This is a genomic window from Methylobacterium platani (genome assembly GCF_001653715.1).
GTDB lineage: Bacteria > Pseudomonadota > Alphaproteobacteria > Rhizobiales > Beijerinckiaceae > Methylobacterium > Methylobacterium platani.
The window spans coordinates 40,531-66,188 of sequence record NZ_LWHQ01000026.1 but is presented as its reverse complement, the minus strand read 5'-3'; the positions used below and the strand labels follow the sequence as shown (position 1 = coordinate 66,188).

Annotated in this window: 26 protein-coding genes, 1 tRNA gene and 1 pseudogene; 18 read left to right on the top strand and 10 right to left on the bottom strand. The window is 71.0% G+C overall.

The features are described from left to right. Window positions 1-2: 2 nt before the first annotated feature. The 11 genes from tssB to tssG all read left to right on the top strand — a co-directional run bounded on the left by tssB (window position 3) and on the right by tssG (window position 10,547). Window positions 3-530, top strand: a complete 528-nt coding sequence (gene tssB / locus A5481_RS14670; RefSeq protein WP_048437341.1) for a type VI secretion system contractile sheath small subunit — start codon at window positions 3-5, stop codon at window positions 528-530. Between the two features lie 2 nt (window positions 531-532). After that, window positions 533-2,047, top strand: coding sequence for a type VI secretion system contractile sheath large subunit (gene tssC, locus A5481_RS14665; RefSeq protein WP_082173597.1), 1,515 nt, complete (start codon window positions 533-535; stop codon window positions 2,045-2,047). A 7-nt stretch (window positions 2,048-2,054) separates the two neighbouring features. Then, on the top strand, window positions 2,055-3,431 hold the full coding sequence (gene tssC / locus A5481_RS14660) for a type VI secretion system contractile sheath large subunit (RefSeq protein WP_048437339.1): 1,377 nt from the start codon (window positions 2,055-2,057) through the stop codon (window positions 3,429-3,431). 25 nt (window positions 3,432-3,456) lie between these two features. Next, window positions 3,457-4,257, top strand: a complete 801-nt coding sequence (locus tag A5481_RS14655; RefSeq protein ID WP_048437338.1) for a type VI secretion system accessory protein TagJ — start codon at window positions 3,457-3,459, stop codon at window positions 4,255-4,257. A gap of 4 nt (window positions 4,258-4,261) precedes the next feature. Beyond that, on the top strand, window positions 4,262-4,750 hold the full coding sequence (tssE, locus tag A5481_RS14650) for a type VI secretion system baseplate subunit TssE (RefSeq protein ID WP_048437337.1): 489 nt from the start codon (window positions 4,262-4,264) through the stop codon (window positions 4,748-4,750). After that, window positions 4,740-5,726, top strand: a complete 987-nt coding sequence (locus tag A5481_RS14645; RefSeq protein ID WP_053082605.1) for a DUF4123 domain-containing protein — start codon at window positions 4,740-4,742, stop codon at window positions 5,724-5,726. The genes tssE and A5481_RS14645 overlap by 11 nt, the downstream gene beginning before the upstream one ends. Before the next feature lie 3 nt (window positions 5,727-5,729). Continuing rightward, window positions 5,730-6,197, top strand: a complete 468-nt coding sequence (locus A5481_RS33525) for a hypothetical protein (RefSeq protein WP_156312171.1) — start codon at window positions 5,730-5,732, stop codon at window positions 6,195-6,197. A gap of 10 nt (window positions 6,198-6,207) precedes the next feature. Continuing rightward, on the top strand, window positions 6,208-6,750 hold the full coding sequence (locus A5481_RS33520; protein WP_156312169.1) for a hypothetical protein: 543 nt from the start codon (window positions 6,208-6,210) through the stop codon (window positions 6,748-6,750). Between the two features lie 437 nt (window positions 6,751-7,187). Continuing rightward, the gene (locus A5481_RS14640; RefSeq protein WP_048437336.1) at window positions 7,188-7,544 is read left to right on the top strand and encodes a hypothetical protein; all 357 of its coding nucleotides are present in this window, start codon (window positions 7,188-7,190) and stop codon (window positions 7,542-7,544) included. A gap of 151 nt (window positions 7,545-7,695) precedes the next feature. Next, complete coding sequence (gene tssF, locus A5481_RS14635; protein WP_048437335.1) at window positions 7,696-9,504, top strand: type VI secretion system baseplate subunit TssF; 1,809 nt, start codon at window positions 7,696-7,698, stop codon at window positions 9,502-9,504. After that, window positions 9,501-10,547: a type VI secretion system baseplate subunit TssG gene (gene tssG, locus A5481_RS14630; RefSeq protein ID WP_053082604.1), complete on the top strand. Its 1,047-nt coding sequence runs from the start codon at window positions 9,501-9,503 to the stop codon at window positions 10,545-10,547. The genes tssF and tssG overlap by 4 nt, the downstream gene beginning before the upstream one ends. Window positions 10,548-11,120: 573 nt before the next feature. On the opposite strand, the pseudogene A5481_RS35920 reads toward tssG, so the two are convergent. Then, window positions 11,121-11,288, bottom strand: a pseudogene (locus A5481_RS35920) (DUF6538 domain-containing protein); the annotation flags it as partial. A gap of 107 nt (window positions 11,289-11,395) precedes the next feature. Next, window positions 11,396-11,487, bottom strand: a tRNA-Ser gene (locus A5481_RS14625). 128 nt (window positions 11,488-11,615) lie between these two features. On the opposite strand from A5481_RS14625, the gene A5481_RS14620 reads away from it, so the two are divergent. From A5481_RS14620 to A5481_RS14595, 6 genes are read left to right on the top strand one after another with little or no spacing between them, the layout of a single operon-like run. Continuing rightward, entirely contained in the window at window positions 11,616-12,515 is a 900-nt protein-coding gene (locus A5481_RS14620) for a polysaccharide deacetylase family protein (protein ID WP_048437334.1), read from the top strand. A gap of 8 nt (window positions 12,516-12,523) precedes the next feature. Next, on the top strand, window positions 12,524-12,817 hold the full coding sequence (locus A5481_RS14615; RefSeq protein ID WP_048437333.1) for a hypothetical protein: 294 nt from the start codon (window positions 12,524-12,526) through the stop codon (window positions 12,815-12,817). Between the two features lie 11 nt (window positions 12,818-12,828). Continuing rightward, window positions 12,829-13,842 carry a CobW family GTP-binding protein gene (locus tag A5481_RS14610; RefSeq protein WP_156312165.1) on the top strand — a complete coding sequence of 338 codons (1,014 nt, stop codon included), beginning with the start codon at window positions 12,829-12,831 and terminating at the stop codon, window positions 13,840-13,842. Between the two features lie 50 nt (window positions 13,843-13,892). Then, window positions 13,893-14,246 carry a hypothetical protein gene (locus A5481_RS35235; protein WP_048437331.1) on the top strand — a complete coding sequence of 118 codons (354 nt, stop codon included), beginning with the start codon at window positions 13,893-13,895 and terminating at the stop codon, window positions 14,244-14,246. Between the two features lie 58 nt (window positions 14,247-14,304). Further along, window positions 14,305-14,727: a thiol-disulfide oxidoreductase DCC family protein gene (locus A5481_RS14600; protein ID WP_048437330.1), complete on the top strand. Its 423-nt coding sequence runs from the start codon at window positions 14,305-14,307 to the stop codon at window positions 14,725-14,727. Between the two features lie 46 nt (window positions 14,728-14,773). Further along, on the top strand, window positions 14,774-16,471 hold the full coding sequence (locus A5481_RS14595; RefSeq protein ID WP_048437329.1) for a saccharopine dehydrogenase family protein: 1,698 nt from the start codon (window positions 14,774-14,776) through the stop codon (window positions 16,469-16,471). 30 nt (window positions 16,472-16,501) lie between these two features. Here A5481_RS14595 and A5481_RS14590 read toward each other — a convergent pair whose 3' ends face one another. From A5481_RS14590 to A5481_RS14565, 6 genes are all read right to left on the bottom strand, one after another. Further along, complete coding sequence (locus A5481_RS14590) at window positions 16,502-17,476, bottom strand: alpha/beta hydrolase (RefSeq protein ID WP_064504007.1); 975 nt, start codon at window positions 17,474-17,476, stop codon at window positions 16,502-16,504. 90 nt (window positions 17,477-17,566) lie between these two features. Further along, window positions 17,567-18,772 carry an acyl-CoA dehydrogenase family protein gene (locus tag A5481_RS14585; RefSeq protein ID WP_048432206.1) on the bottom strand — a complete coding sequence of 402 codons (1,206 nt, stop codon included), beginning with the start codon at window positions 18,770-18,772 and terminating at the stop codon, window positions 17,567-17,569. Between the two features lie 108 nt (window positions 18,773-18,880). Then, window positions 18,881-19,411 (bottom strand): hypothetical protein, encoded by a 531-nt coding sequence (locus A5481_RS14580; protein ID WP_048432207.1) that lies wholly within the window; start codon window positions 19,409-19,411, stop codon window positions 18,881-18,883. Beyond that, entirely contained in the window at window positions 19,408-21,225 is a 1,818-nt protein-coding gene (locus A5481_RS14575; protein WP_048432208.1) for a PQQ-dependent dehydrogenase, methanol/ethanol family, read from the bottom strand. Before A5481_RS14575 ends, A5481_RS14580 begins: the two co-directional genes overlap by 4 nt. Window positions 21,226-21,414: 189 nt before the next feature. Further along, window positions 21,415-21,996: a QcrA and Rieske domain-containing protein gene (locus A5481_RS14570; RefSeq protein ID WP_048432209.1), complete on the bottom strand. Its 582-nt coding sequence runs from the start codon at window positions 21,994-21,996 to the stop codon at window positions 21,415-21,417. 177 nt (window positions 21,997-22,173) lie between these two features. After that, complete coding sequence (locus A5481_RS14565) at window positions 22,174-22,743, bottom strand: SCO family protein (protein ID WP_082172942.1); 570 nt, start codon at window positions 22,741-22,743, stop codon at window positions 22,174-22,176. Between the two features lie 298 nt (window positions 22,744-23,041). Between A5481_RS14565 and A5481_RS14560 the strand changes: the two genes are divergently transcribed. After that, the gene (locus A5481_RS14560; RefSeq protein ID WP_053082229.1) at window positions 23,042-23,521 is read left to right on the top strand and encodes a cupin domain-containing protein; all 480 of its coding nucleotides are present in this window, start codon (window positions 23,042-23,044) and stop codon (window positions 23,519-23,521) included. 99 nt (window positions 23,522-23,620) lie between these two features. Here the strand turns inward: A5481_RS14560 and A5481_RS14555 are convergent, their stop codons facing one another. After that, window positions 23,621-24,349 (bottom strand): SDR family oxidoreductase, encoded by a 729-nt coding sequence (locus A5481_RS14555; protein ID WP_048432210.1) that lies wholly within the window; start codon window positions 24,347-24,349, stop codon window positions 23,621-23,623. Between the two features lie 19 nt (window positions 24,350-24,368). Beyond that, window positions 24,369-25,580 carry a patatin-like phospholipase family protein gene (locus A5481_RS14550; RefSeq protein WP_245238623.1) on the bottom strand — a complete coding sequence of 404 codons (1,212 nt, stop codon included), beginning with the start codon at window positions 25,578-25,580 and terminating at the stop codon, window positions 24,369-24,371. Between the last annotated feature and the right edge of the window lie 78 nt (window positions 25,581-25,658).

Genomic DNA, 25,658 nt, shown 5'->3' with positions numbered 1-25,658 from the left:
GCGTGTCCAGCATTCACGAGAAGCTCGAACGGGTGCGCAAGCCCCGGGTCCATATCAAGTACGAGGTGGAGACCGAGGGCGCCCTGATCGAGAAGGAGCTGCCCTTCGTGGTCGGCGTGCTCGGCGACTTCACGGGCGACCCGACCCAGCCGCTCAAGCCGTTCCGCGATCGAAAGTTCATCCAGATCGACCGGGACAACTTCGACGAGGTGATGGCCCGGATGGCACCGGGCCTGAACCTGACGGTCGACAACACACTGGCGGACGACGGCACGCAGTTGCCGGTGCGCCTGCGCTTCGACAAGCTCGACGACTTCGAGCCGGCGGAGATCGTTCGACAGGTGCCGGCGCTGGCAAAGCTGTTCGAGACCCGCAACGCGCTGCGCGACCTGCTGACAAAGGCCGACCGCTCGGAGGATCTCGAGCTGCTGCTGGAGCGGATCCTGCAGGACAACGGCCAGCTCCGCCGGCTGGTCGACGAGCTCGACCGGACGAGCAAGCCCGCCCCGACGAACGACGGAGCCGCCTGACCATGTCGAACATCCCGTCGAACACCGGAGGAGCCGCTCAAGGATCCGCGCATCCGGCCGCCTCCGACACTGCCGTGGGCGGCGCCAGCCTGCTCGACTCCGCCATCGCGGCGACCAAGCAGACCGCCCCCGACCGCGCCGAGGACCTGCTGCGGACGCTGACCCAGAGCGCTCTCGAAGGCACCGTCAGCTTCGACCGCAACCTCACCGTCACGATCAACCGGGCGATCGCCGAGATCGACGCCCGGATCTCGCGCCAACTCGCCGCGATCATGCACCGGCCCGAATTCCTCAAGCTCGAAGGCTCGTGGCGTGGGCTGAAATACCTTGTCCACAATAGCGAGACCTCGACCAACCTGAAGATTCGGGTGCTCAACGTCTCGAAGCGCGAACTCGCCAAGGACCTGCTCAAGGCGGCCGAATTCGACCAGAGCCAGATCTTCAAGTCGATCTACGAGAGCGAATTCGGCACCCCGGGCGGTGAGCCCTACGGCGCGCTGATCGGCGACTACGAGTTCTCGAACCACTTCGAGGACATCGAGATGCTGCAGGGCCTGTCGGGCGTGGCGAGCGCCGCCTTCGCGCCGCTCATCGCCGCGGCGAGCCCGAAGCTGTTCGGCTTCGACGATTTCCGCGATCTCGCCAAGCCGCGCGACCTCGAAAAGATCTTCGACACGGTCGAGTACGCCAAGTGGCGATCATACCGCGAGTCGCCCGACTCGCGCTTCGTGACCCTGACGATGCCCCGCGTGCTCGCCCGCCTGCCATACGGGCGCGAGACCCGGATGGTTGATGCGTTCGACTTCCAAGAGGCGCCGGGCCAGCCCGGCGAGCGCCTCGCCATGCCGCACGAGCATTATTGCTGGTCGAACGCCGCCTACGTCCTCGGCGCCCGCCTCACCGACGCCTTCGCCAAGACCAGTTGGGCGACTGCGATCCGCGGCGCCGAGAGCGGCGGCAAGGTCGAGGCGTTGCCGATGCACGTCTTCCACAGCGACGACGGCGACCTCGACCTGAAATGCCCGACCGAGGTCGGCATCACCGACCGGCGCGACGCCGAGCTTGGCAAGCTCGGCTTCCTGCCGCTCTGCCACTACAAGAACACCGACTACGCGGTGTTCTTCGGTGCACAGACGACGCACAAGCCCGAGAAATACGACCGACCCGAAGCGACCTCCAACGCCGCCATCTCGGCCCGCCTGCCCTACATCATGGCTACCGCCCGTTTCGCGCATTACCTGAAGGTGATCGGTCGCGACAAGATCGGATCGTTCATGGAGGCTGGTGACTGCGAGAAGTGGCTCAACCGTTGGATCGGCAACTACGTCAATGCCAATGACGAGGCCGGTGCCGAGATGAAGGCGCGCTATCCCCTGCGCGAGGCCAGGGTCGAGGTGCAGGAGGTCCCGGGGCGGCCGGGCTCGTACAACGCCGTCGCCTGGATGCGGCCGTGGCTGCAGATGGAGGAGCTGACCACCTCGCTGCGCATGGTCGCCCGCATCCCGCGCCAGGGTTGAGCGCGGCATGGTCGGAGCGGCACCGCGGGAGCGCGTCGCGGGCGGGGACCTGCGCCTGCGCGCCGACCGGCTGGTCGCGCTGATCGACCGCAGCCTCAACCGGACGGTCAATGCGATCCTGCACCACCCGGACTTCCAGGCCTTGGAGGCGCGCTGGCGCGGGCTCGCCTACCTCGTCGGCGCGGCTCACGGGATCGGTCCCGTCACCGTCAAGGTGCTGGCGGTGTCCTGGCGCGAGCTCGCCCGCGACTTCGAGCGCGCGGTCGAGTTCGACCAGAGCCACCTGTTCGACCTCGTCTACGCGCAGGAATTCGGGATGCCGGGCGGCGAGCCGTTCGGGCTTCTGCTCGGCGACTACGCGATCGGCCACCGCGTCGACCCGGTCCAGCGCACCGACGACGTCGCGGCCCTCCAGGGCATCGCCGGCGTCGCGGCTGCGGCCTTCGCGCCGTTCCTCGCCGGCCTCAAGCCCGCCGCCCTGGCGGTCGACGGGTTTCCCGACCTCGACGGCCTCCCGAACCTCGCCTCCGCCCTCGACGGGCCGGACTTCATCCGCTGGAAGAGCCTGCGCGAGACCGAGGATTGCCGCTTCGTCGGTCTCCTCGCTCCGCGGGTGCTGATGCGCACGCCCCACCGCGCCCATCACCGCCCCCGCCCCGACGGCTTCCCGTTCGAGGAGGAGGTGCGGGCTCGCGGCGACGAGCTCCTGTGGGGCAGTCCGGTCTACGCCTTCGCCCGGGTGGTGCTGCGGGCCTTCGAGGCCTCCGGCTGGTTCGCCGACCTGCGCGGCGTGCCCCAGGACCAGGAGGGCGGCGGCCTCGTCGCCGACCTGCCGACCCTGAGCTTTTCCACCGACCGGCCGGGCCTCGCCGCGCAGCCGCCCGTCGAGATCCGCCTGACCGCGGCGCAGGAGCGCCAGCTCTCCGACCACGGCATCATCCCGGTCGGCCACGTGCCGTTCACCGCCGCCCTCGTCTTCAACGCCAACCCCTCGCTGCACCGGCCGGCCCGCGCCGCCGGCCTCGCGGCGGAGGAGAACGCCCGGCTCGCCGCGATGCTGCAATACGTGCTGTGCGCCTCGCGCTTCGCCCACACCCTCAAGGTCATGATGCGCGACCAGGTCGGCCGCCTCGGCGGCGCGCCGGCGGTGGAGCGGCTGATCGTCGACTGGCTTGCCCGCTACCGCCTCGGCAGCGACAGCGCCGAGGCGGAGCTGAAGGCGCGCTATCCCTTGCGCGATGCCGGCGTCGAGGTGCGGGAGATCCCCGGCCGCCCCGGCGTGCTCGGCTGCACCCTGCGCCTCCAGCCGCACTTCCAGCTCGACGACGTCGCGGCGAGCTTCCAGCTCGTCGCCGAGGTCACCACCGCCCAGGGCGCCGCCTGAACGCCCCCCGTGCCACGAGGTCAGAATGACGGCCCTCGACACCCCCGCCCTCGCCGACCTTCTCACGGCCGGCCGCCTCGACGAGGCGGTCGCCGCCGCGGCGAGATCGGTCAAGCAGCGGCCGACCGACGCAGCCGCCCGCATCCTCCTGGCCGAGCTCCTGATCCTCCAGGGCGCCCTCGACCGCGCCGAGGCGCAGCTCCAGGTCGCGACCGAGCACGCCCCGGCGGAGACCCCGGCGATCGCGATCCTGCGCCACCTCCTGCGGGGGGCGGTCGCGCGCGTCGCCTGGTACGAGACCGGCGCGGCGCCGGATTTCGTCGACGGCCCGACCCCGCGCCAGGCGGAAGCGATGCGCCTCGCCCTCGCGGTGCGGGCGGGCGACGCGGCGGCGGCGCAAGCCTCGCGCCTCGCCCTCGAGGCGATGCCGCCGGTCGGCGCCCGGGTCGACGACGGCCCGATCGAGGAGGTGCGCGACGTCTGCGACCTGTCGCAGGCGGGGCTGGAGGCCCTGACGCTCGCCGGCCGCTACCTGTGGCTGGCGCCCGAGCGCGTCGAGAGCCTCGCCTTCGCGGCCCCCAAGCGCCCGCGCGACCTGATCTGGCGCCGCTGCGAGGCGCGCCTGCGCGACGGGCGGGAGGCGACGTTCCTCGTGCTCGCCCAGTATCACGACCCCGAGGCCGGCGAGGCCGAGCGCCTCGCCCGCGAGACCGCCTGGATCGACGCGCCCGGCGGGGTGGTGCGCGGGCGCGGCCAGCGGGTCTGGCTCGTCGGCGAGGAGGCGCGCGACCTCCTCGCCATCCGGCGCATCGCCGTCGAGCCGTGAGCCGATGCGCCTCCAGCCCTCCCTCCTCGACCGCCTGATCGACGACGAGCCGCAGCGCGTCGTCGACCCGCCGCGCTCCCGCGCCGAGGAGCTGCGCCGGGTGCGCGAGGGCTTCCGCCGCGACCTCGAGGCCCTGCTCAACACCCGCCGCCTGCCGACCAGCCCTCCGCCCGGCCTCGAGACGTTGCGCGAGGCGCTGCCGCATTACGGCGTCGAGGACTTCGTCGGCGCGCCGCTGGCCACGCCCGAGCAGCGCGCCGACCTCGCCCGGGCGCTCGAGACGACGATCAAGGCCTTCGAGCCGCGCTTCCGCGCCGTGCGGGTGAGCGTGCTCAAGGGCCGCGACCCACTGGAACGCCTGCTGCGCATCCGCATCGAGGCGGTGGTGCTCTTGAGCCCCGACCCGGCCCAGGCGCCGGAGCCCGTCACCTTCGAGACCGCCCTCGACCCGGCGATCCGCAGCTTCTCGGTGGAAAGCCGGCATGACGGGTGAGACCCCGACGAACGAGGTGATCCGCCCCGCCGCGGCGGCCGGCCCGGCGGAGGCGCCGTTCCCGGTCGGCCTCGCGGAGCGCGCGCAGGCATTCGGCGAGACGGGCTATGCCGTCATCGACGGCGGGTTGTTCGACGACCTGCCGGGTGCGCTGCGGCGCGCCGGCCTGTTCGGGCGCTCGCTGTTCCTCGATCACGCCGATGCCGAGATCGAGCGGGCGGGTCCGTGGCTGGTGCCGCTCTCGCGGGCCGGGGACGCGCCGGAGCGGATCTTCCGCCTCGTCGGCGACCGCCCGGCCGTGGTGATCTGGTCCTGTGCCGCGGGCGAGCCCGCGCTCTATCGACACCTGCGCAGCCTCAACCTGGTCCGCATCCCGGCCTGGGCGGCCGCGGGCGGGAGCACCCCTCCGGAGGACGGCGCGGAGGCGCCCGACGAGACGGTGATGTTCCGGCACTGGGACCCGCGGGTGCTCGGGGCGCTGATGCCGGTGCTGGATGCCGGCCAGTTCGCCCGCATCGTCGGACCGGCGAGCGAGGTCGCCTATTGGGCGGAGGATTACGGCGGCCTGAAGCGGGTGATTGCCGATCCGGATTGGCCGGTGGCGGGGGGCGGGTTGCTGACCGTTCGGGCGGAGCAGATCGCCCTGTTGGGAGACAGGCGGGTCGATGCGTCCCGACAGCGCATCATGAGCTTCCTGCGGGATACCGCGCCGGAACATGCATCGCATCGTAGCGACGGCGAACTCTATCAGGATGTCGTGCGATACGAGGCTTCCGCCCGGGAGGTCGGGCTTACCTCCGAGCGCTCGTTCGGCAAGTGGGCCCACCTGATGGCCATGAGCGGCGAGGCGATCGCGGTCAAAGATGGTCCCGCGCACCGCTACCTGACGACGGCGCCGGGCCGCCCGGACGACAAGCTGGAGACGCTCATCGCGGAGATGATCGCGGTGGCCCGTCATGCGGAACGGGGCGCCTGAGCGATGGCTGGCGGATTGCTCGTTCCTGCCATTGAGGGCCTCGGTACCGCGGCAGGATGGGCCTATCGGGCCTATCGCGGGTATCGCGCGATCGAAGGGGCGAAGCGCCTCCAGGAGATGACGCATGATGGCAATGCCGTGCTCAACGAGGCAAAGCCGGAGGAGTGTACGGGGAAGTGCGAGGAGGCGGAAAAGGCAAAAACCCGGGAGGACGTACTAAAAGATGCAAAACGAGACCCAAAACGACCAACGCTTGATGATGGTTCGGAACAATACGTCAAACCGGGCGGCATGCCTGAAGCTGACGCGGATTTCGACGCCATGAACCCACGTAACGTACGATCAGTGTCGGAAAAGGTCCGAATTGGCGAACTCGGGGATGGAACTCAATTGGTAGTGAGGCCATTGAGCAAGCCTAGCCTAGAGATCAATCCGAAAAGCGGCACACCCGTCATAATCAGATACAAATAGGAAATCTAAAATGTCATTTTCACAATTGGATCGCAAAGCGAAGCACGAAATAGAAATTATGGTAAAGAAAGTTCTTGAAATCGAGGACGGGCTTGGCGCATTCTACAAACGAGATTTTCTTGTCCACAAACGATGGTCCGTTGCACTTTTTGAAGGCGATTTTCGCGATAAGGACGATAGCATCGCCCAAGGTCTCGCAAAGAAGGGTATTTCGAGGATTTTTTGTGGCGGCCTTGCCGATTACATGACCGACTGGTATCAAATTAATCCAGAAGACGGTGACCTCAAAGATGTTAGGAATAAATATTTCGAACCGTCTTATTTTATAACAGATAAATTTAATGAATTTTGCATTGTCTCAGATAGTGATTATTACTGGGCGCTGGCATCTCGAAGAGATAATATTGCTAATATATTTAATGTTGACCTTGAAAAATCACTTCTGAGAATGCGGGAAAATGTCGCCCCATTGCTGCGAGATAGCGCCGATTCTGATTATAAAACGGGAAAAATGCTGCAGAAATATCTAAAAATATGCGAATCAGTTAATTAACTATTGTTACTGACAGCAATACAAGACGGAAAAGCAAAAATTCCGCGAAAATCATAATGATGTTCGTCGAGATGCTGAGCTACCCTAAAACAGTATATTAAATAAAATGATAAAAATCATGATTTGTACTATTATCTGATAATGCTGAGCGTCCCATCCAGCGAGCCGGCAAGCTGAAAGGATTTCGCGATCGTCCGGTCGGCTTCGTCATCACCCGCTACAGGATAAACGAGGATCACTGGACCGAGGGTTTCGATGCGACGCATCTGCCGTAGACAGGCGTGCGGTTCCTTCGCACATGGAGCCTGTTTGCAACCGGCGCCTGGCTGGCAGCCCCCACGGAAACGACGCCCGTGACGCATCAGGTCACTGCCGGGCCGCGCAGCGGCGGTGGGTGCGCGTCGCACACCCGTCCGGGACGATCTCCAGAGTGATGGATGATCGATCTCACACGGATCGAGTACCACGCGGCATCTATGATCCTCCGCAGCGGAGGCCTGCCATTCGGCCTCGATCGGCGGATCGTCGCGAGCCTCGTCGTCGACCGCACGCTGACCAGCGCCGGGCTCTTGAGGGCTTTCAACCCAGACGGGAGGTTGCGCGTCTCGCACCACGGCGACACGCGCGACATCGGCGAGGTCGCGGCCTATCTCGACGGCGGGACCGAGGTGGGCTTTCGTCTGAAGCCGGAATCCGGATTTGTGGCGTGGATCGAAGGGTACACGTTCGGTGATGCGCGCTGGCCCGACAGAATCGCCGCGTGCCGTTTCTCCGTCACGCCGGTGCCGCGGTGAGCGGGACCTGACGCGGAGAGACGACTCTCCGGCCCACGATTTCGCCGCGCCGCCCCATGGCCGGCACGAAGCCGCCGCCCTATCCTTTCCCCAAGGTGAGGTTGCACGGGCCCGCGAAGCGAGGGCCCGCCCGGACCCGGAGCCCGCCCTCGTGAACGACCGCCTCTACGGTTTCTACAATTCCGAGCTCGAAGCCCTGCGCGGGCTCGGCGGGCAATTCGCGCGGGCGCATCCGAAGATCGCCGGGCGGCTGCGGCTGTCCCCGGACGCTGTCGACGATCCGCACGTCGCGCGGCTGATCGAGAGCTTCGCCTTCATCGCCGCGCGATTGCGGCTCAAGCTCGACGACGACTTTCCCGAGATCGCCGAGTCGCTGCTCGAATTCCTCTATCCGCACTATCTCGCGCCGATCCCCGCGCTCGCCGTCACGCAGGTCGACTTCCCGCCCGACCTCAAGCAGGCGATCGTCCTGCCGCGGGGCACCAACGTCGAGACCGACCCGGTCGAGGGCGACATCTGCCGCTTCCGCACCACCCAGGAGGTGTCGCTGTGGCCGATCCGGGTCTCGGCCGCCTCCCTCACGGGGCGGCCGTTGGTGGCGCCGCCCTGCCCGCATGTCGAGGCCCCGGCGAGCCTGCGCCTCGTCCTCGAAACGCTCGACCCGGGCGTGACCTTCACCGATCTCGGCTTCGATTCCCTGCGCTTCTACCTGCGCGCGCCGTGGCGCCAGGCGGTGGCGCTCTACCAGCTCCTGCTCAACGAGTGCCTGGAGGTCGGAATCGCCGACCATCCGGAGGACCGCTCCGCCACCTTCCTCGGCCGCGACGCGATCCAGGCGGCGGGCTTCTTCCCCGACGAGGCGGTGCTGCCGCCCGCGCCGCGCGCGCACCCGGCCTACCGGCTCCTCACCGAGTTCTTCGCCTATCCGCAGAAATTCCTGTTCCTCGACCTGTCGCGCATCTCCGCCCGCACGCTGCGGCAGGCCGGCAACCGGCTCGAGATCTTCTTCTATTTCGCGCGCCACGCCGCCGACCTGGAGCGGGCCTGCGCACCCGGCACCTTCGCGCTCGCCTGCACGCCGGTGGTCAACCTGTTCGAGCAGCGGGCCGAGCCGATCACCCTGACCCGGGCGGCACGGGAATGTCCGATCGTACCGGACTCGCGTCGCCACGCCACGCGCGAGGTCTACGCGGTCGAGCGCGTCACCCTGACCGACCGGGCCGGGCAGAGCCAGGATGCCGTACCGCTCTTCGGCCGCACCTTGACTGGGGCGGAGGAGGCGGGCGCGCTGTTCTGGCAGCTGCGCCGCCGCCACCTGCCCGAGAGCGGCGAGGGCACCGATGCGCGCCTCGCCCTCATCGACGCCGAGGCCTCGCCCGCCTCGCCGACCGACGCGGTGCTGTCGATCGACATCACCTGCCTCAACCGCGACCTGCCGGCCCGCCTGCCCTATGGCGGCGACCAGCCGGCCCTGAAGGTGCTGCGCGGCCCCGGCGAGGTCGGCCGGCTGCGGGCGCTGATGCCCTTCACCCCGACGCTGCGGCTCGAGCCCGGCGACGGCCTGCTCTGGCGGCTCCTCGCTCACCTCACCCTCAACCACCTCTCGCTCTCGAACGGCGAGGGCGGGCCGGAGGCCCTGCGCGAGATCCTGCGGCTCTACGACTACCGCGACGCGCCCGAGACCCGCAGCCTGATCGACGCGATCGTCTCGGTCTCGCACCGGCGCTCCACCGCCCGGGTGGCGGAGGGAGGCCTCGCCCGCGGGCTCGACATCGAGGTCGAGGTCGACCGCCGCTTCGCCGAGCCCGGCGCCGCCTTCCTGCTCGGCCAGGTGCTCGACCGGTTCTTCGGCCTCTACGTCAACCTCAACAGCTTCACCCGGCTCACCCTGCGCGAGCGCGGTGCGGCGCAGCCGCTCAAGACCTGGGCGCCCCGCTCCGGCGCGAGGCCGCTGGCGTGAGCGCCGCCGGCGACGCTCCGGACCTCGGCGACCGCCTGGCCGCCGAGATCGACCGGTTCGACCCGTTCGAGGCCCTGCGCCTCATCGAGGCGTTCGGGCTGCCGGCGCAGGGGGACGGTCGCGGCGAGGGGACGGCCGACGGTGAGGACGTACCGGAGCCGCCCCTCGCGGTCGGCGCGGTAACGAGCCGCCACGTCGCCACGCCGTTCGCCGCGCCCGGCACCTTCGGCCTCGGCCGGCGCGGCCTGCCGGAGGTCGCCTTCGTCGGCCTCGCCGGGCCGCTCGGACCGCTGCCGCCGGTCTACACCGAGGTGGCCCTGCGCGAGCGCCGGGCGCGCAGCCCGGGCCTCGCCGCCTTCCTCGACCTGTTCCTCGCCCGCGCGACGGCGGCCTTCCTCGACGCCGACGAGAAGTACCGGCTGTCGTCGCGAATCGCCCGCCGGGGGATCGATGGCGGCGACCGGATCACCGAGGCCCTGCGGGCGCTCGCCGGCCTGATGCTGCCGGCCCATCGCGGCCGCCTCGCCACGCCCGACGCGGAGCTCCTGCCTTATGCCGGGCTGCTCGGGCGCTCGGTGCGCTCGGGAGCGGGGCTTGAGGTGCTGCTGGCCGACCGGCTCGGCCTGCCGGTGCGGATTGCACCGTTTCAGGTCAGGCGCCTGCCGATCGTCCCGGAGGAGCAGACCCGGCTGTCGGGCCCCCGCCCGGCCTACGGCCGTCTCGGGGTCGACGCCGTGGCGGGCGCGGGCGTGCTCGACGCGACGAGCACCTTCCGGGTCGTGGTCGGCCCGGTCGGCGCCACCGATTTCGCGGGCCTCGCCCCAGGCGGTGCCCGCATGGCCGAACTCGTCGAGCTGGTGCGGCTCTACATGGATCCCGGTCTCGATTTCGACGTGCAGGTGATCCTGCGCAAGGAAGATGTGCCGGAGGCACAGCTCGGCGCCCGGCCGCCCTCCCTCGGCTGGAATGCCTGGCTGCGCCAGCTCCCGGCGGAGCGCGATGCCGACCAGTCCGTCTTCGACCCGACGAGCAGGGTACCGTGATGGGCTAAGGCGGAATGCTTCGATTGGGGGCGGACGGGTTCGAGGATCTGCTCGCGGTGATCGCCCGGACCGTGCTGCGCTCGCGCGCCAGGGGGGACCCTGGACCCGTCGGTGAGTTGCACGAGGAATACACGGTTCTGCTGGGGGCCGACGTGCGGCGCGTGAAGGTTCGACCCTGATCCACCAAACCCATCCACGCCGAGCGCAGGTTTCCAGGCATTCCGAACCCTGAAGGAGGGTCGGTGCAGTGCCTCGCAAACGCTCCACGAACGAATGGATCGCCCTTGCTCTCTGGCAGGCGGCGGCCGGGAAGATGGCAGAGCAGGACCATGCCCTGAGCTGCGGAATGGGTTCGGCCTCCGGGTTCCCGGTCAAGTCGGCGGCGTCGGTCCTTCGACCCACAGCGCGGTCGCCGTCGCCCGTCCTGCGCAGGACGCCGGCCGCTTCATGGAGAAGCTGCTCGCTCCTCTCGAACGTCGCGGCGGTGCCTGAATCGGACCGAAGAGCCTCGTCCAGCAACGCCAGGGCGACGTCGCGCGCCGGCCGCATCGGGCGCTCGGACCGCAGGACGGCGTAGACCTCCTCGACCCTGACCAGCACCTCAAGCGCCCTCCGTCGCGCCTCGCGGACGCTGCGGGTGCGCAACGACCCGCGGACCTCGGCGATGCCGAGCACGTCCACGAGGTCTACGGGAATGGCCTGACGAAACCACCAACGGTCGCCGCGCCCGACGACGTACATGGGCACCCCGAACCGGAGCCTGGACCGCGGTCCGGGCTGTGACGGGGCACTGTGACGTCGGGGGTCAGCCGCCTGGCAGAAAGCTCAATTCTTTCAATGACTTAGAATGGCGGAGACGGAGGGATTCGAACCCTCGAAGCCCCTTTCGGGGCTTGCTCATTTAGCAAACGAGTGCCTTCAGCCGCTCGGCCACGTCTCCGGTGGGCCAACGCTCTAGGGAATCGGCGCCGCGCGGTCAACCGGTTTCGTTGCCGTCCGGGCCTCAGGCGACGCTTGACCCGGGAGCGCCGCCGGTTGTCAGATGGCCGGGCAGACGGGGAGGCCGGCGTGGCGAAAGAGATCTTCGTGTCCTACGGCGTCGACGTCGACGCCGTGGCGGGCTGGCTCGGCTCCTACGGCGGCGAGGACAGTCCCTGCGACATCTCCCGCGGCGTGTTCGCCGGCAAGGTCGGCGCGCCGCGGCTCCTGCGGATGTTCGCCCGCTGGGGCATCCAGACGACCTGGTTCATCCCCGGCCACTCGATCGAGACCTTCCCCGAGGAGATGAAGGCCGTGGCGGCGGCCGGCCACGAGATCGGGATGCACGGCTACAGCCACGAGAACCCGATCGCGATGACGCCCGAGCAGGAGGAGGCGATCTTCGACAAGTGCGTCGGGCTCATCGCCGACCTCGCCGGCCAACCGCCCCGGGGCTACGTCGCGCCCTGGTGGGAGTTCGGGCCGAAGACCAACGAGCTCCTGCAGAAGAAGGGCATCCGCTACGACCACTCGCTGATGCACAACGACCACCACCCCTACTACGTGCGGGTGGGCGAGAGCTGGACCAAGATCGACTATTCTCAAGCCCCCTCGACCTGGATGCGGCCGTTCGAGCACGGCACCGAGACCCGGCTGATCGAGATCCCGGCCTCCTGGACCCTCGACGACCTGCCGCCGATGATGTTCGTCAAGGCGGCGCCCAACAGCCACGGCTTCGTCAACCCGCGCGACATCGAGGAGATGTGGCGCGACCAGTTCGACTGGGTCTACGCCAATTACGACTACGCCGTCTTCCCGATCACCATCCACCCCGACGTCTCGGGCAAGCCGCACGTGCTGCAGATGCACGAGCGCCTGTTCCAGCACTTCAAGGCCCATGACGGCGTGCGCTTCGTGACGATGGAGACGATCGCCGAGGATTTTTCGAAGCGCTTCCCGTTCGAGGGCACGGCGCGGCCGCAATCCTGAGCGCGCCGATGTGCGGGCTGTGCGGCGCCTTCGGGGCGCCCGACCACTGGAGCGACGGGGTCGCCGGCACCCGCCCGCCGCAGGCGGAGCGGCGGGCCCGGGCGGAGGCTGCCAACCGGGTGCTCGGGCTCTACGGCCTGCGCCTCGCGGCCTGGGCCGACCGCTACACCCTGTCGGGCCGCACCGGGCGCAGCGCGGTGGTCGACCACCTCGGCACCCTGTGGCCGGCGGCGGAGCGGCTCTCCGGCCGGTCGTGCGATCCCCTCGACCCCGCGATCCTCGCCGCCCTGGAGGCGCGGTGACACCCGGCGGGGTGCCTCGTGGTGCGGCCACCCCCGTCACCCTGCTCACCGGCTTCCTCGGCGCCGGCAAGACCGCGTTGCTCGCCCGCCTGCTGCGCCGGCCGGACCTGCGCGACACCGCGGTGCTGATCAACGAGTTCGGCGAGGTCGGCCTCGACCACCTGCTGGTCGAGCCGCTCGAGGGCGAGGTGGCGCTCCTGCGCGGCGGCTGCGTCTGCTGCAGCATCCGCGGCGACCTCAAGGCGGCCCTGATCGACCTGCACGACCGCCGCCGCCGCGGCCTGGTGCCGGATTTCCGCCGGGTGGTGATCGAGACCACCGGCCTCGCCGATCCGGGGCCGGCCGTCGCCACACTGGTGGCCGACCCGGTGCTGCGCCACGCCTTCGCGACCGCCGCCATCGTCACGGTGGTCGATGCGGTGAACGGCGCCCGCACCCTCGACGCCCACCCGGAGGCGGTGCGGCAGGCGGCCTGCGCCGACCGGCTGGTCCTGTCGAAGACCGACCTCGCGGAGCCCGGCGTCGCGGCGTCCCTGCGCGGGCGTCTCGCGGCGCTCAACCCGCTGGCGCCGATCGCCGACCTCACCCTCGACGACGCGCCGGAGGCCGCCCTCCTCACCGACGACCCGACGGGGCCCGCGAGCGCCCGGCGCTGGCTCTGCGCCGAGGTCCCGGCGGTGCCGCACGGCCCGGCCGGGGCGGTGCTGATCGAGAGCGGGCCGGTGGACTGGACCCGGTTCGGACTCTGGCTCGGCATGCTGCTCCACCGGCACGGCGCGCGGATCCTGCGCCTCAAGGGTCTGGTGGCGATCGCGGGCGCCGCGACGCCGGTGGTGATCCAGGGCGTGCAGCACCTCGTCCACCCGCCCCGGCACCTGCCCGCCTGGCCCGAGGGAGAGGCCCGCACCCGCCTGGTGCTGATCGGCCACGACCTCGACGGCGCCCTGCTGCGCCGCTCCTACGCGGCCTTCACGGGCGCCGAGGCCGTCACGGGCGCGAAGGCCGTCGCGGCAGCCGATCGTTAACCGTGAGGGCCCTACATCTCCGCTCTGTCCGGCAGACGGGAGGGTGTTGCGTGAACGCACTGGTGCCGAAGGAACTCGCCGCGAAGCTGAGCGCCCTGCCGCGCCGCCCCTGCGCGCTGGGCGAGGCCGGGCACGAGCCGCACAAGCCCGTCTTCGCCGAGATCCTCGACCGGTCCGGCCACGGCACCGGCCACTTCGTCCGCCTGCCGCAGAGCATGGTGGAGATGATCACCCGCGAAGCGAAGGCACCCGACCCGGTCCCAGTCCCGGCCTCCGAGCCCGAGGCGGCGGCCGAGCCGGCGGCAAAGCCTCGCCGCAAGTCCGAGGCCAAGCCCGCGGCCGACCCCGCAGCCAAGCCCGCAGCCAAGTCGTCGGCGAAGCGCGCTCGCCCCAAGGTGGAATGAACCCCGGATCGTCGCACGGGCTTCCCTCGCGCAGGGCGGCCCGGCTACGATCCCGCGCATGACGACGACCCGCCCGGCGACCGCGTCCGCCGGTCCCATCATCCTGTTCGATGCCGAATGCGTGCTGTGCTCGGCCAATGCCCGGTTCGTGCTGGAACGGGATCGCGCGGCGCGGTTCCGCCTCGCCGCGATGCAGGGCGAGGTCGGCCGCTCCCTCTTCCGTCGCCACGGCCTGGACCCGGACGATCCGGCGAGCCTGCTCGTCGTCGAGGGCGACCGGATGCGCCGGGACAGCGATGCGGTCCTCCACATCTACGAGATGCTCGGGGTTCCCTGGAGCCTCACCCGGCTGCTGCGGATCGTGCCGGCGATCCTGCGCGATCCCGTCTACCGGTTCGTCGCGCGGAACCGCTACCGGCTGTTCGGCCGGCGCGAGACCTGCTGGGTCGCGCCCGAGCGCTACCGCGACCGCATCCTGTAGCGGGCGATTCCCCGAAAAATCCCTCTTCCGTCCGGGATACCCGTCGATGCGAGTCCTGATCCTGGGCGGCTACGGGGTCTTCGGCGGCAGGCTGGTCCGGCTGCTCCAGGACGTCGACGGCCTCGACCTCATCGTCGCCGGTCGCTCGCTGGCGCGGGCGCAGGCCTTCTGCGCCGCGCATCGCGGGGCGGCGCGGGTCGAGCCCCTCGCCCTCGACCGGGCCGACATCGCCGCAGCGCTCGCCGCCCACCGGCCGGACCTGGTGGTCGATGCCTCGGGACCATTCCAGGATTACGGGCCCCAGCCCTACCGCGTGATCGAAGCCTGCATCGCGGCGCGCGTCGACTATCTCGACTTCGCCGACGGAGCGGATTTCGTGTTCGGCGTCGCGCGGTTCGACGCGGCGGCGAAGGCGGCGGGCGTCGCGGTGCTGTCGGGCGTCAGCTCCTTTCCCGTTCTGACCGCCGCCGTCCTGCGCGCGATGGCCTCGACCCTGGAGATCCGGGCCGTCGAGGGCGGCATCGCGCCCTCGCCCTATGCGGGGATCGGCCTCAACGTGATGCGGGCGGTTTTGGGCTATGCCGGCGGCCCGGTGCGGCTGCGGCGCGGCGGCCGGCCGGTCGAGGCCCGGGGCCTGACCGAGAGCCGCCGCTTCACCGTCGCGGTGCCGGGCCGCCTGCCGCTCCACAGCCTGCGTTTCTCGCTCGTCGACGTGCCGGACCTGCAGGTGCTGCCGCCCGAGCATCCGGCGATGACCGACATCTGGATGGGGGCCGGGCCTCTGCCCGAGGCCCTGCACCGGGTGCTCAACCTCCTCGCCAGGGCGCGGGCGCGGTTCGGCCTGCCGGCGCTCACGCCGTTCTCGAGGCTTTTCCACGGGGTGCTGAACCGGCTGCGGTTCGGCGAGCATCGCGGCGGCATGATCGTCTCGGTGCGCGGGCGCGCCGAGGGGCGCGACGTCGTCCGCAGCTGGCACCTGCTCGCCGAGGGCGACGACGGCCCGCTGATCCCCTCGATGGCGATCGAGGCGCTGATCCGGAAGCGCGTGCGCGGCGAGCGGCCGGCGGCCGGTGCCCGCTCGGCGGTCCGGGCCCTCGAACTGGCCGATTACGAGGCGGTGTTCGCGCGCCGCGCGATCACCGTCGGGTTCCGGGACGATACCGGCGGCGGCACGCTCTACCGCGACGTGCTCGGCCCGGCCTTCGATGCGCTGCCCGCGCCGGTCCGCGCCCTGCACGACGGGGCGGGATCGCGCCGCTGGACCGGCTCGGCGCGCGTGCGGCGGGGAAGCGGGCCCGTCGCCCGCCTCGTCTGCGGGCTGGTCGGGTTCCCGGAACCGGGCCGGGACGTTCCCGTCGAGGTCGTCTTCGCTCCCGAGGCGGGGGGCGAGCGGTGGACCCGGACGATCGGCAACAAGACCTTCGCGTCGGTCCAGGAGGCCGGGACCGGCCGGGACCGCTACCTGCTGATCGAGCGGTTCGGCATCGCCGCCTTCGCGCTCGCCCTCGTGCATGACGGGGACCGCCTGCTCTTCGTGCCCCGGCGATGGTCGCTCCTCGGGGTGCCGATGCCGCGGTTCCTCCTGCCGTCGGGCGAGAGCGTCGAGACGGAGCGCGACGGGCGCTTCGCTTTCGACATCACGGTCCGGGCGCCGCTCGTCGGGCTGATCGTCGCTTATCGCGGGACGCTGGCGCCCGCGGCGGCGGAGGCCGGTCCGGCCGGGCGCTCCGCGCTCATGGCGTGAGGGCGCTCCGCGCTCATGGCGTGAGGGCGATCAGCGCCCGCCGCGCCCGCCTTCCGCGCCGAGGCTCCAGCGCTCCAGGAGCGCCTCGGCCACGAAGGACAGCACCGTGGCGGAGGTCCGCACCAGGCGGCTCATGGTCAGGATGCCGTGGGTCTGGTCGGAGAGGTGGAGGGCGGTGACCGGCACGCCCTCGCGCTCGAGGCGGTGGGCGTAGAGACGCGCCTCCTCGCAGAGCGGGTCGTGGCCGCAGGTCAGCACCAGGGCCGGCGCCGTCCCGGCGAGGCTCGCCGCCCGGGCCGGCGAGGCGCGCCAGTCGGTCCGGTCGCGCGGCTCGGGGGCGTAGTGGTCGACGAAGTAGCGCATCGTGCCGGCGGTGAGCGGCTGGCCCGCGGTGATGCGCTCGAACCCCTCGCTGGTCAGCCCGAGATCGACGGAAGGATAGAGCAGCACCTGCATGGCGGTCTGCGGCAGGGTGCCGTCGCGGCCCATCAGGGCCAGCACCGCCGCGAGGTTGCCGCCCGCGCTGTCGCCGCCGACCGCGAGCCGGCCCGGATCGACGCCCAGGCCCTCCGCCCGCTCGGCCACGAAGGCGAGCGCCGCCGCCGCATCCTCCACCGCCGCCGGGAAGGGGTGCTCGGGGGCCAGCCGATAATCGACCGAGACGATGCAGGCCCGCGTCAGGTTGGCGAGCCGCCGGCAGACCCAGTCGTGCGACTCGATGTTGCCGAGCACCCAGCCGCCGCCATGCAGGTAGACGAGGCAGGGCAGGGCCGCCTCCGGCGCCGTGCCCTCGCCGCGATAGAGCCTGAGCGGCACCGGCCCGGCGGGGGAGGGCGCCGCGAGGTCGCGGATCTGCGCCACCTCGTCCGGCGGCGGCTGCAGCGCCCGGCGCCCGGCGAGGTAGCTGCGCCGCGCCGCCTCGGGCGGCAGCGTCTCGAGGGGCTGCGCGTCGGCGGCGCGCAGCATCGCCAGCAGGGCCTGGACGTCGGGATGGAGGGCGGGCATGGCGGGCTCGGGCAAGGGGGCGCGGGCAAGGGGATTCGAGGCGGGGAGCCTCGACGGCTCCCCGCCGAAACGGGTCTCGGACTGCGCGCCTCAGGCGACCGGCCAGGCGAAGAAGCCGCGCCCCTCCGATTCGAGGTGGCGGTTCAGCACCATGCGGTGGACCTCGTCGGCGCCGTCGACGAGCCGCGCCTGGCGGGCGTAGCGGTAGATCCACTCCAGCACCGTGTCCTTGGAATAGCCGCGGGCGCCGTTGATCTGGATGCCGATATCGGCCGCCCGGTGCAGGGTGTTGGCGACGTGGACCTTGGCCATCGACACCTCCTTCCGGGCGAACCGGCCCTGGTCGAGCTCCCAGGCGGCGCGCATCACCAGGAGCCGGCCGATCTCGATGTCCATGGCGAGCCCGCCGAGCATCAGCTGCACGCTCTCGCGGTCGGCGAGGCGGATGCCGAAGCCCTCGCGGACCGCCGCGTACTCCTGGGCGATCTCGACGCAGCGGCCGGCGAGGCCGAGCCAGCGCATGCAGTGGGTCAGGCGGGCGGGGCCGAGGCGGACCTGCGTCACCTTCAGACCCTTGCCCTCGCCGCCGAGCACGTCCTCGGGCTTGACGATGAGCCCGTCGAAGGCGAGCTCGCAATGGCCGCCATGCTCCTCCGGCCCCATGATCGGGATGCGGCGGACGATCTCCCAGCCCGGCTGGTCGCGGTGGAACAGGAAGGCGGTGAGGCCGTGGCGCGGATCGTCCGAGGTGCGGGCGATCAGGATGAAATGGGCCGCGTCCTCGGCGCCGGTGATGTACCACTTGCGCCCGGTGATCCGCCACGAGCCGTCCGGCTGGCGCTCGGCGCGGGTGCGGATCATCGACGGGTCGGAGCCGCCGCCGGGATGCGGCTCGGTCATCGCGAAGGCCGAGCGCACGGCGCCCGAGACGATGGGCTCCAGCCAGCGCGCCTTCTGCTCGGGCGTGCCGAGCGCTTCCAGCACCATCATGTTGCCGTCGTCGGGGGCGGCGGAGTTGAACACCACCGGCCCGAAGATCGAGCGGTTCATCTCGGTGTAGCAGGCCGCCATGCCGACCTTGTCGAGGCCCTGGCCGCCGGTCTCGGGCTTGAGCTGCAGGCACCAAAGGCCGGCGGCCTTGGCCTTGGCGCGCAGAGCCGCGAGCGCCGCGGGGCCGATATTCTCGTGCTCGTCCCAGGTGCCGCGGTCGGCCTCGACGGGCAGGATCTCGCTCTCGACGAAGGCCGCGATGCGGGCGCGGTACTCCTCGATGCGGGGGGAGAGCGTGAAGTCCATCGGTGAGTCCTCCGGTGTGGAACTATATTTCCGTACGCTTGCGCCGCCCGGAGGTCCGCGGTCAAGCGTGTGCGCGCGCTCTCTCGCGCTCGATCGGTCCTTCCCGGATCATTTGCCGCGCGGCGGCCCGGTCGGAACCAGGAGGGCGATCCGGTAGGCGCCGGCCTCGCGGCCGACCAGGAACACGCTGGTGGGGGGAGCGTCGCCCTCCACCGGCGGCTCGTCGAACACTACCCGCAGGCGCTCCGTCACCGGCATGTTGGCCTTCAGGGTGCCGCGGGACGTGGCATCCGCCAAGCCGTCCTCCGGCATCGGCTCCAGGCTCGCCTGCCGGATCGGCCGGCCGAAGCCGGAGCGGATCTGGTAGAGGGTCAGGCGCTTCCGCTGCGCCCGGGTGCCGGACCAGTTCACCAGCCGCTCGAAGGCGGCGATGTCGTGGTCGTTGATGGCCTTCGTCACGTAGGCGACGAGGGCGTCGGCTTGCGCGGGGAGGGGGGGCTGCACCCCCTCCTGCGCTTGCGCGCGACCTTGTTCCTGCGCTTGCGCGCGGGCCGGTCCGGGCAGGGTCGCCGCCGCGAGGGCGGCGACCCCGAGGACCGTCCCGAGGACCGTCCCGAGGGCCGTCGGGCGGGGCCTCATCGGGCCGCCGCCTCCTCGCCCATGACCCGGAACACCCAGATCACCCCGCCCTGCGGCAGGACGCTGACCCGGCGCTCCTCCGGGATGAGCGCGTTGATGCCGGTCAGCATGCGCTCGGCATCGACGCCCCAGCCGGCCTGGACCGCGACGTACTGGACCCCGTCGACCATGTAGCTCGACGGCACGCCGGTGACGCCGGAATTGAGCCGGGTCTCCCACAGCACCTTGCCGGTGGTGCCGTCCAGCGCCCGGAACTTCCGGTCGCTGGTGCCGCCGGCGAAGATCAGCCCGCTGCCGGTGGTCAAGAGCGGCCCCCAGTTCGCCGAATCCTGGAAGTCGTGCTGCCAGGCCTTCTTGCCGGTCTTCGGATCCCAGGCCTGGATCGCCCCGATGGCGAACGGCTTCGACTTGTCGACGCCGTCGCGCAGGCGCAGCGAGTTCAGCACCTCGTCGATCGGGATGCCGATATAGAGTTCACCCGGCTTGCGCGTGCCGGCCTGGGCGCCGGCCAGCTCCGAGCACAGGTTGTCGTTCGACGGGATGTAGAACAGCCCGGTCTTCGGGTTGTAGGCCTCCGGCGGCCAGTCCTTGCCGCCCCACAGGCCGGGGCAGAACGCGGCACGCCGGTTGATGCCCGGGATCTTGGACTGGTCGTAAGCGGGCCGGCCGGTCTTCGGGTCGAGTGACGAGAAGACGTTCTGGTAGACGAACGGTTTGCCGTCGACGAAGCTGAGCGGACCGTCCTTGCTGCGCTCGAGCGTCCAGAGATAGCCGTTGCGGCCGGCATGGATCGCTGCCGGGATCTTCTTGCCGTCGCGCTCGATGTCGATGAGGACGGGGGCCGAGACCTCGTCCCAGTCCCAGGCGTCGTTCCAGTGGTACTGGTGGTGGCCCTTGATCTTGCCGCTGTCGAGGTCGAGCGCCACGACCGACGAGGTGTAGAGGTTGTCGCCCGGCCGCGCGTCGGGCGTCCACGGGCCGCCGTTGCCGGTGCCGAAATAGGCGAGGTTCGCGGAGGGGTCGTAGCTGCCCTGGATCCAGACCGAGCCGCCGCCGGTCTTCCAGGCGTCGCCCTTCCAGGTGTCGGCCGCCGGGTCGCCGGGGCCGGCCACCGTGTAGGTCTTCCAGGCCTCGTTGCCGGTCTCGGCATCGAGCGCGGTGATGAAGCCGCGCACGCCGTACTCGCCGCCGGAGACGCCGACCACGACCTTGCCCTTCGCCACCAGCGGCGAGAGCGTCATGTAGTAGCCGTCCTGCCAGGGGGCGACGCACTTCTCCCACTTCACCTTGCCGGTCATGGCGCCGAGCGCGACGACGCAGGAATCGGTGGTGGTCATGAAGACGCTGTCGCCGTAGAGGCCGACGCCGCGGTTGGTCGGGTGCAGCTGCGACAGCTCCGGCGGCAGCTCCTTCTGGTAGCGCCACAGGATCTCGCCGGTGCGGGCGTTGATCGCCATCACCTGGGCCTGCGGCGTGGTGACGAACATCACGCCGTTGTTGACGATCGGCGGAGCCTGGTGGCCCTCGCTCACGCCGGTCGACAGGCTCCAGGCCGGGACGAGCTTGGTGACGTTCTTCGCGGTGATCTGGTCGAGGGGGGAATAGCCCCAGCTCTGGTAGTTGCCCCGGTATTGCAGCCAGTTCTCCGGCTCGGGATTGGCGAGCCGCTGGTCGGTGACCGGCGTGTAATCGACCTTGCCGGCCTGCTTGGTCCCGGCTTCACCGGCCCGGGCCGGCGCGGCGGCGAGCGCGAGGGCCACCGCACAGGGCGCGACCGCGGCGAGCCAGCCCCTGGCGCGAACGAGACGTGACATGCTGCTCTCCTCACAGGCGGGGGCAGGCGCGGGCCGGCCCGACGTTTCCTCAGACCCTGGTGTTCGTTCGTCCGGACCCGCGTCGTTGCTGCGCGGCTCTCGGTCATCGCAGGCGGCGCGGTCGCGCCGCCGCTCTTCCGTCATGCCGGACGGCGGAGCGCGGACGCGCCGCCGTCTCGCGTGGCCCCGTCAGGCGGGTCCCGGCCCGGGCTTCCCGAGGAAGCCGCCGGCCACCATCAGCGCGCCGCCCTCGCCCTTGGCCAGCGGCAGCACCGGCAGGCGCTTGCGCGCCGGCCCCTTCGCCACCCGTCCGCCCTCGGCGGGCAGGAACTCGGAATGGTGGCAGAAGCAGCTCAGGCGCTTCGTGTCGTGGCTCCAGCCGGAGATGGTGCAGCCCTGGTGGGTGCAGATGGCCGAGAGCGCCACCACGCCGTCGACCGCGTGGGCGCGCTGGTCCTCGGCGACCTGATCGGGCGCGACCCGCACCAGGAGGATCTTGGCGAAGCGCGAGCTCTCGCGCCTGACCCCCTGGGGATCGACCGCCACCGCCTCGACGAGGTCGCCGCCGACCGGCAGGTCGTCGAGGAGGATGGGCTGCCCCGCCTTCGCCCCGTCGCCGAGCACCAGCCGGTCGCCCTTCTGCGGCAGGGCGTCCTCCGGCCCCGCCCAGGCGACGCCCCCCGCCGCGCAACAGGCGACGGCCCCCATCACCACGCTGCGCCGGTCGAGCCCATGCTCGAGCCTCCGCGCGCGCCGTTCTCCGCGATCCATCGTTCCTCCCGGTGGAAACGGTCTTTGTTCTTATGATTTTCTATATGAGTAGCCGAGACGCCGGTCGCGTCAACCCGCTTCGTGCAGCAGAGACGGCGCCTCACGCTTTCCTGACCGGGCCTCTGCTTGGTGCGATGCAGCAGTCGACTGTGCGATGCGGCAGGCGCGCGCGAGCCTCTACCGCGCGAGCGCGGCCCGCAGGATCCCCGCGAGGGCGTCCGGGGGAATCGCGTTCGGCAGCCGGGCGAGCAGGGTCCCGGCCGGGCCGACGAGGAACAGGTCGGCCGGGTGGTCGACGACCCCGTCGTGGCGCCGGATCGGGGCCGCATAGGCGGCGGCGAGACGGTCGATGACCGCGACCGGCCCGGTCATCGCCACGATCGCCGGGTGGAAGGTATCGAGGTAGCGGGCGAGCACCGCCGGACCGTCGCGCTCCGGATCGGCGGCGACGAGCACCGGCACCAGCCGGGCGAGCAGGTCCGGAGGCAGCTCGTCGAGGGCCTGGGTCATCGTCATCAGCGCGGTCGGGCAGAGGTCCGGGCAGCGCGTGTAGCCGAAATAGACGAGGCGCAGCCGGCCGGCGAAGCGCGCCTCGTCCCAGGCGGCGCCGGTCTGGTCGACGAGGCCGTGCCCGGCGGGCCAGGCGAGGGGGCCGGCGAGGGCGGCGCCGCACAGCCAGGCGGCCAGCACCAGGCCGCGGACGAGATCATGGGCGACGCGCCGCAACCGGGACGAGACAACACCCATGACTTCAACCTCACGCCGCAGCGGGATCTAAGCCCGCCGGCCCGCGGCCGCCAAGGGGCGGGCGGGCGCCGTGCCCGCTCCTCGCAGGGTTTTGACGGGCGACCCCGTACCGCATGGCCACGTCTCGAGGTCTCGGCGGTCCGGGCACGGATTCCTTAACCGTCCCGGGGGCCGCCGCCGCGATGCCGCGCATTCGACGGGACGGTTCAGGCCGCCGTTAACGTCGTGCGGGCCTGTATGGACCCCACAGCGAACGGGCCGCCTCCGCCGATGCGAGCGCCGCCGGGAAGGGGACGTCATGGCGATCGTCAAGCAGCTCATCACCACGTCGGGGCCGATCCTGGCCTATCTGGGGGCCGTGCCCCTGCTGCGCATGGTGCCGTTCCTGCACCGCTCGCCGCCGCCCCTGCTCGACGGGCCGGTGGAGAGCACCGTCGACTTCCCGGCAGTGCAACCCCCGGCCGAGCCCTATCGCTGGCCGCGGGCGCAGATCCTCTCGGGCAACCCGGTCCAGACCGCGACCTACATCTACATGAGCCCGGACAACCTGTTCGCCGCCGGCATCTGGACCTGCGAGATCGGCAAGTTCCGCATCGATTTCGGCCGGGCCGAGTTCATCCAGATCCTCGAGGGCGTGGTGGTCGTCACCGATGCCGAGGGCGCCTCGAAGACCTACCGGGCCGGCGACGCCTTCGTGACCCCGAAGGGCTTCTCCGGCACCTGGGACGTGATCGAGCCGATCAAGAAGCACTTCACCTGGTACGGGTCGGGGGAGTAGGCCGGATCTCCGTTCGGTCGGGGCGGGCGCTCGCGACTGCCGGCGCCGTCCCGGGTTCCGCCGCGCGGAACCGGGATGACGGGCGAGACCGGGGCAGCGCTACAGATCGAAGTTCGTCGGCATCATCACCACGTCGCGGATGGTCATGCCGCGCGGGCGCGTCAGCATGAACATCACCACGCCGGCCACTTCCTCGGGCTCGAGCAGGCTGCCGGAGGCGCGGGCGTCCGCCAGCTTGTCGGCCGGCCAGTCGGCCAGCAGCGCGGTGACGACCGGGCCGGGCGAGATCGCCCCGACCCGGATGCCGTGCTTGAACACCTGCCGCCGCACCGTCTGGACGAAGCAGTTGATCGCCCATTTCGACGAGGCGTAGACCGGCTCCCACGGCGTCGGGTAATGCGCGGCGAGCGAGCTCGTCACGATAATGTCGCCGGAGCCCTGCGCGATCATGTGCGGCAGCACGTCGTGCACGTTCTTCATCACGACGTTGACGTTGAGGTTCAGCATCCGGTCGATCGCGGTGCTGTCCGCATCGACGAGGTCGCCGCCGACGTAAGTCCCGGCATTGGCGTGCAGGATGTCGAGCCGGCCCGCCGCCTCGAGGATCCGCGGCGCGAGGCCGGCGCAGGCGGCCGGATCGAGGAGATCGAGGGCAAGCGGGATCGCCGCCGCGCCGTGCTTCCCGCACAGGGCGGCGAGCGCCGCCTCGTCCCGGTCGACCAGCACGACCCGCGCGCCCGCCGCCAGCATCGCCTCGGCGCTGGCGAGCCCGATCCCCGAGGCCGCGCCGGTGACCGCCGCGACCTTGCCGTCCAGTTCCCCTGCCACGGTGTTCCCCTCGTCCTCGTCAGCGCAGGGCCAGCGCCGGCACCGCCGGCTCGCCGTCGCGCGGCAGGCCGGTCTGCCACACGGCTCCGCTGCTGCCCTTCTCGAAGCCGTCGTCGTAGAGCTTGCGCATGTAGGCGGTGTCGAAGCCCTGCGAGGCCGGGACCTCGGGGATGCGCCGGTCGATATAGGTCAGGTTGAAGCCCATGCCGTTGCGGCGGGCGAAGGCGTAGGTGCTGGCGAGCGTCGCGCGGGCGCGGGAGCGCCCGACGGTCGAGAGCGAGCGCACCGCGATCGGCAGGGTGCCGTTCGGAACGAGGTCGAAGCTCGGCTCGATCCGGCCGTTGATGATGACGTAGATGTTGGGCTTGCCGCGGCTCGCGGCGATGCGCCCGTCCTGGGTCAGGAACGCCTCGGGCAGGGTGAAGACCGGGGTCACCACCGAGCCGTCGACGTGCATCTCCTGGAAGGCGTGGTTGCCGGCCTGGGCGTCGATCAGCATCGGCGGGAAGACCGCCGGCACGCTCGCCGAGGCGGTCAGCACGTCGCGGAACAGGTCGCGGGCGTTGGGCTGGCCGCTCGCCGCGATGGCGCCCATGTCCCAGATCACGGCGCGCTGCGAATCGAGGTTGGTGGTGACGACGAGGAGGCGGCGCCCCTTGCGGTGCTCCTCGGCCACCGCCGCCAGCAGGTCCGGCGTGACGTAGCGCCCGACGAGGTCGCGCAGGCGCGCGTCGCCGAACAGGCCGTCGCCGGTCAGCACGTTGAGGGGGTTGGGCGAGCGCACCAGGGTCGCGGCCTCGCCGCTGGTGTAGATCTCGCGCAGGTAGCCGTCATAGGCGGGGCCCAGGAAGGCGAAGGGCGCGATCAGCGCGCCCGTCGAGACGCCCGAGACCATGGTGAAGGTCGGGCGCCGCCCGGTCTGGCTCCAGCCGTTGAGCACGCCGGCGCCGTAGGCCCCGTCGCCGCCGCCGCCCGAGAGGGCGAGGTAGCTGAAGGGCTCGCGCGAGCCCTTCACCTGGTCGGCGACCGCCGCGAAGCTGCGGGCCGAGCCGTCGGCCCAGAACCGCACGTCGGGCTCCTGGCCCGGCACGGTGGCGGCGGCGGCTTCCGCCGCCGTGTAGGGCGTGCGCGGCAGCGACGCGCAGGCCGCGGCCTGCGCCCCGATGAGGGCGACCGCCAGCCCCCGAGCCCATTTACCGCGGATCCAGTTCGATCGAAGGGACACGGTCACCACACCACGAATCTCGCCACGCCGCCTCGCCGGGAGTATCCGACGAAGACGGCGAAACGGCAACGCTTATGGCAAAGC

What these genes read in the sequence shown, in the direction of transcription:
- tssC (WP_082173597.1), top strand. Translation starts at nt 533, where the DNA reads ATGTCGAACATCCCGTCGAACACCGGAGGAGCCGCTCAAGGATCCGCG.
- tssC (WP_048437339.1), top strand. Translation starts at nt 2,055, where the DNA reads ATGGTCGGAGCGGCACCGCGGGAGCGCGTCGCGGGCGGGGACCTGCGC.
- A5481_RS14655 (WP_048437338.1), top strand. Translation starts at nt 3,457, where the DNA reads ATGACGGCCCTCGACACCCCCGCCCTCGCCGACCTTCTCACGGCCGGC.
- tssE (WP_048437337.1), top strand. Translation starts at nt 4,262, where the DNA reads ATGCGCCTCCAGCCCTCCCTCCTCGACCGCCTGATCGACGACGAGCCG.
- A5481_RS14645 (WP_053082605.1), top strand. Translation starts at nt 4,740, where the DNA reads ATGACGGGTGAGACCCCGACGAACGAGGTGATCCGCCCCGCCGCGGCG.
- A5481_RS33525 (WP_156312171.1), top strand. Translation starts at nt 5,730, where the DNA reads ATGGCTGGCGGATTGCTCGTTCCTGCCATTGAGGGCCTCGGTACCGCG.
- A5481_RS33520 (WP_156312169.1), top strand. Translation starts at nt 6,208, where the DNA reads ATGTCATTTTCACAATTGGATCGCAAAGCGAAGCACGAAATAGAAATT.
- A5481_RS14640 (WP_048437336.1), top strand. Translation starts at nt 7,188, where the DNA reads ATGATCGATCTCACACGGATCGAGTACCACGCGGCATCTATGATCCTC.
- A5481_RS14615 (WP_048437333.1), top strand. Translation starts at nt 12,524, where the DNA reads ATGTGCGGGCTGTGCGGCGCCTTCGGGGCGCCCGACCACTGGAGCGAC.
- A5481_RS14600 (WP_048437330.1), top strand. Translation starts at nt 14,305, where the DNA reads ATGACGACGACCCGCCCGGCGACCGCGTCCGCCGGTCCCATCATCCTG.
- A5481_RS14595 (WP_048437329.1), top strand. Translation starts at nt 14,774, where the DNA reads ATGCGAGTCCTGATCCTGGGCGGCTACGGGGTCTTCGGCGGCAGGCTG.
- A5481_RS14590 (WP_064504007.1), bottom strand. Translation starts at nt 17,476, where the DNA reads ATGCCCGCCCTCCATCCCGACGTCCAGGCCCTGCTGGCGATGCTGCGC.
- A5481_RS14585 (WP_048432206.1), bottom strand. Translation starts at nt 18,772, where the DNA reads ATGGACTTCACGCTCTCCCCCCGCATCGAGGAGTACCGCGCCCGCATC.
- A5481_RS14580 (WP_048432207.1), bottom strand. Translation starts at nt 19,411, where the DNA reads ATGAGGCCCCGCCCGACGGCCCTCGGGACGGTCCTCGGGACGGTCCTC.
- A5481_RS14575 (WP_048432208.1), bottom strand. Translation starts at nt 21,225, where the DNA reads ATGTCACGTCTCGTTCGCGCCAGGGGCTGGCTCGCCGCGGTCGCGCCC.
- A5481_RS14570 (WP_048432209.1), bottom strand. Translation starts at nt 21,996, where the DNA reads ATGGATCGCGGAGAACGGCGCGCGCGGAGGCTCGAGCATGGGCTCGAC.
- A5481_RS14565 (WP_082172942.1), bottom strand. Translation starts at nt 22,743, where the DNA reads ATGGGTGTTGTCTCGTCCCGGTTGCGGCGCGTCGCCCATGATCTCGTC.
- A5481_RS14560 (WP_053082229.1), top strand. Translation starts at nt 23,042, where the DNA reads ATGGCGATCGTCAAGCAGCTCATCACCACGTCGGGGCCGATCCTGGCC.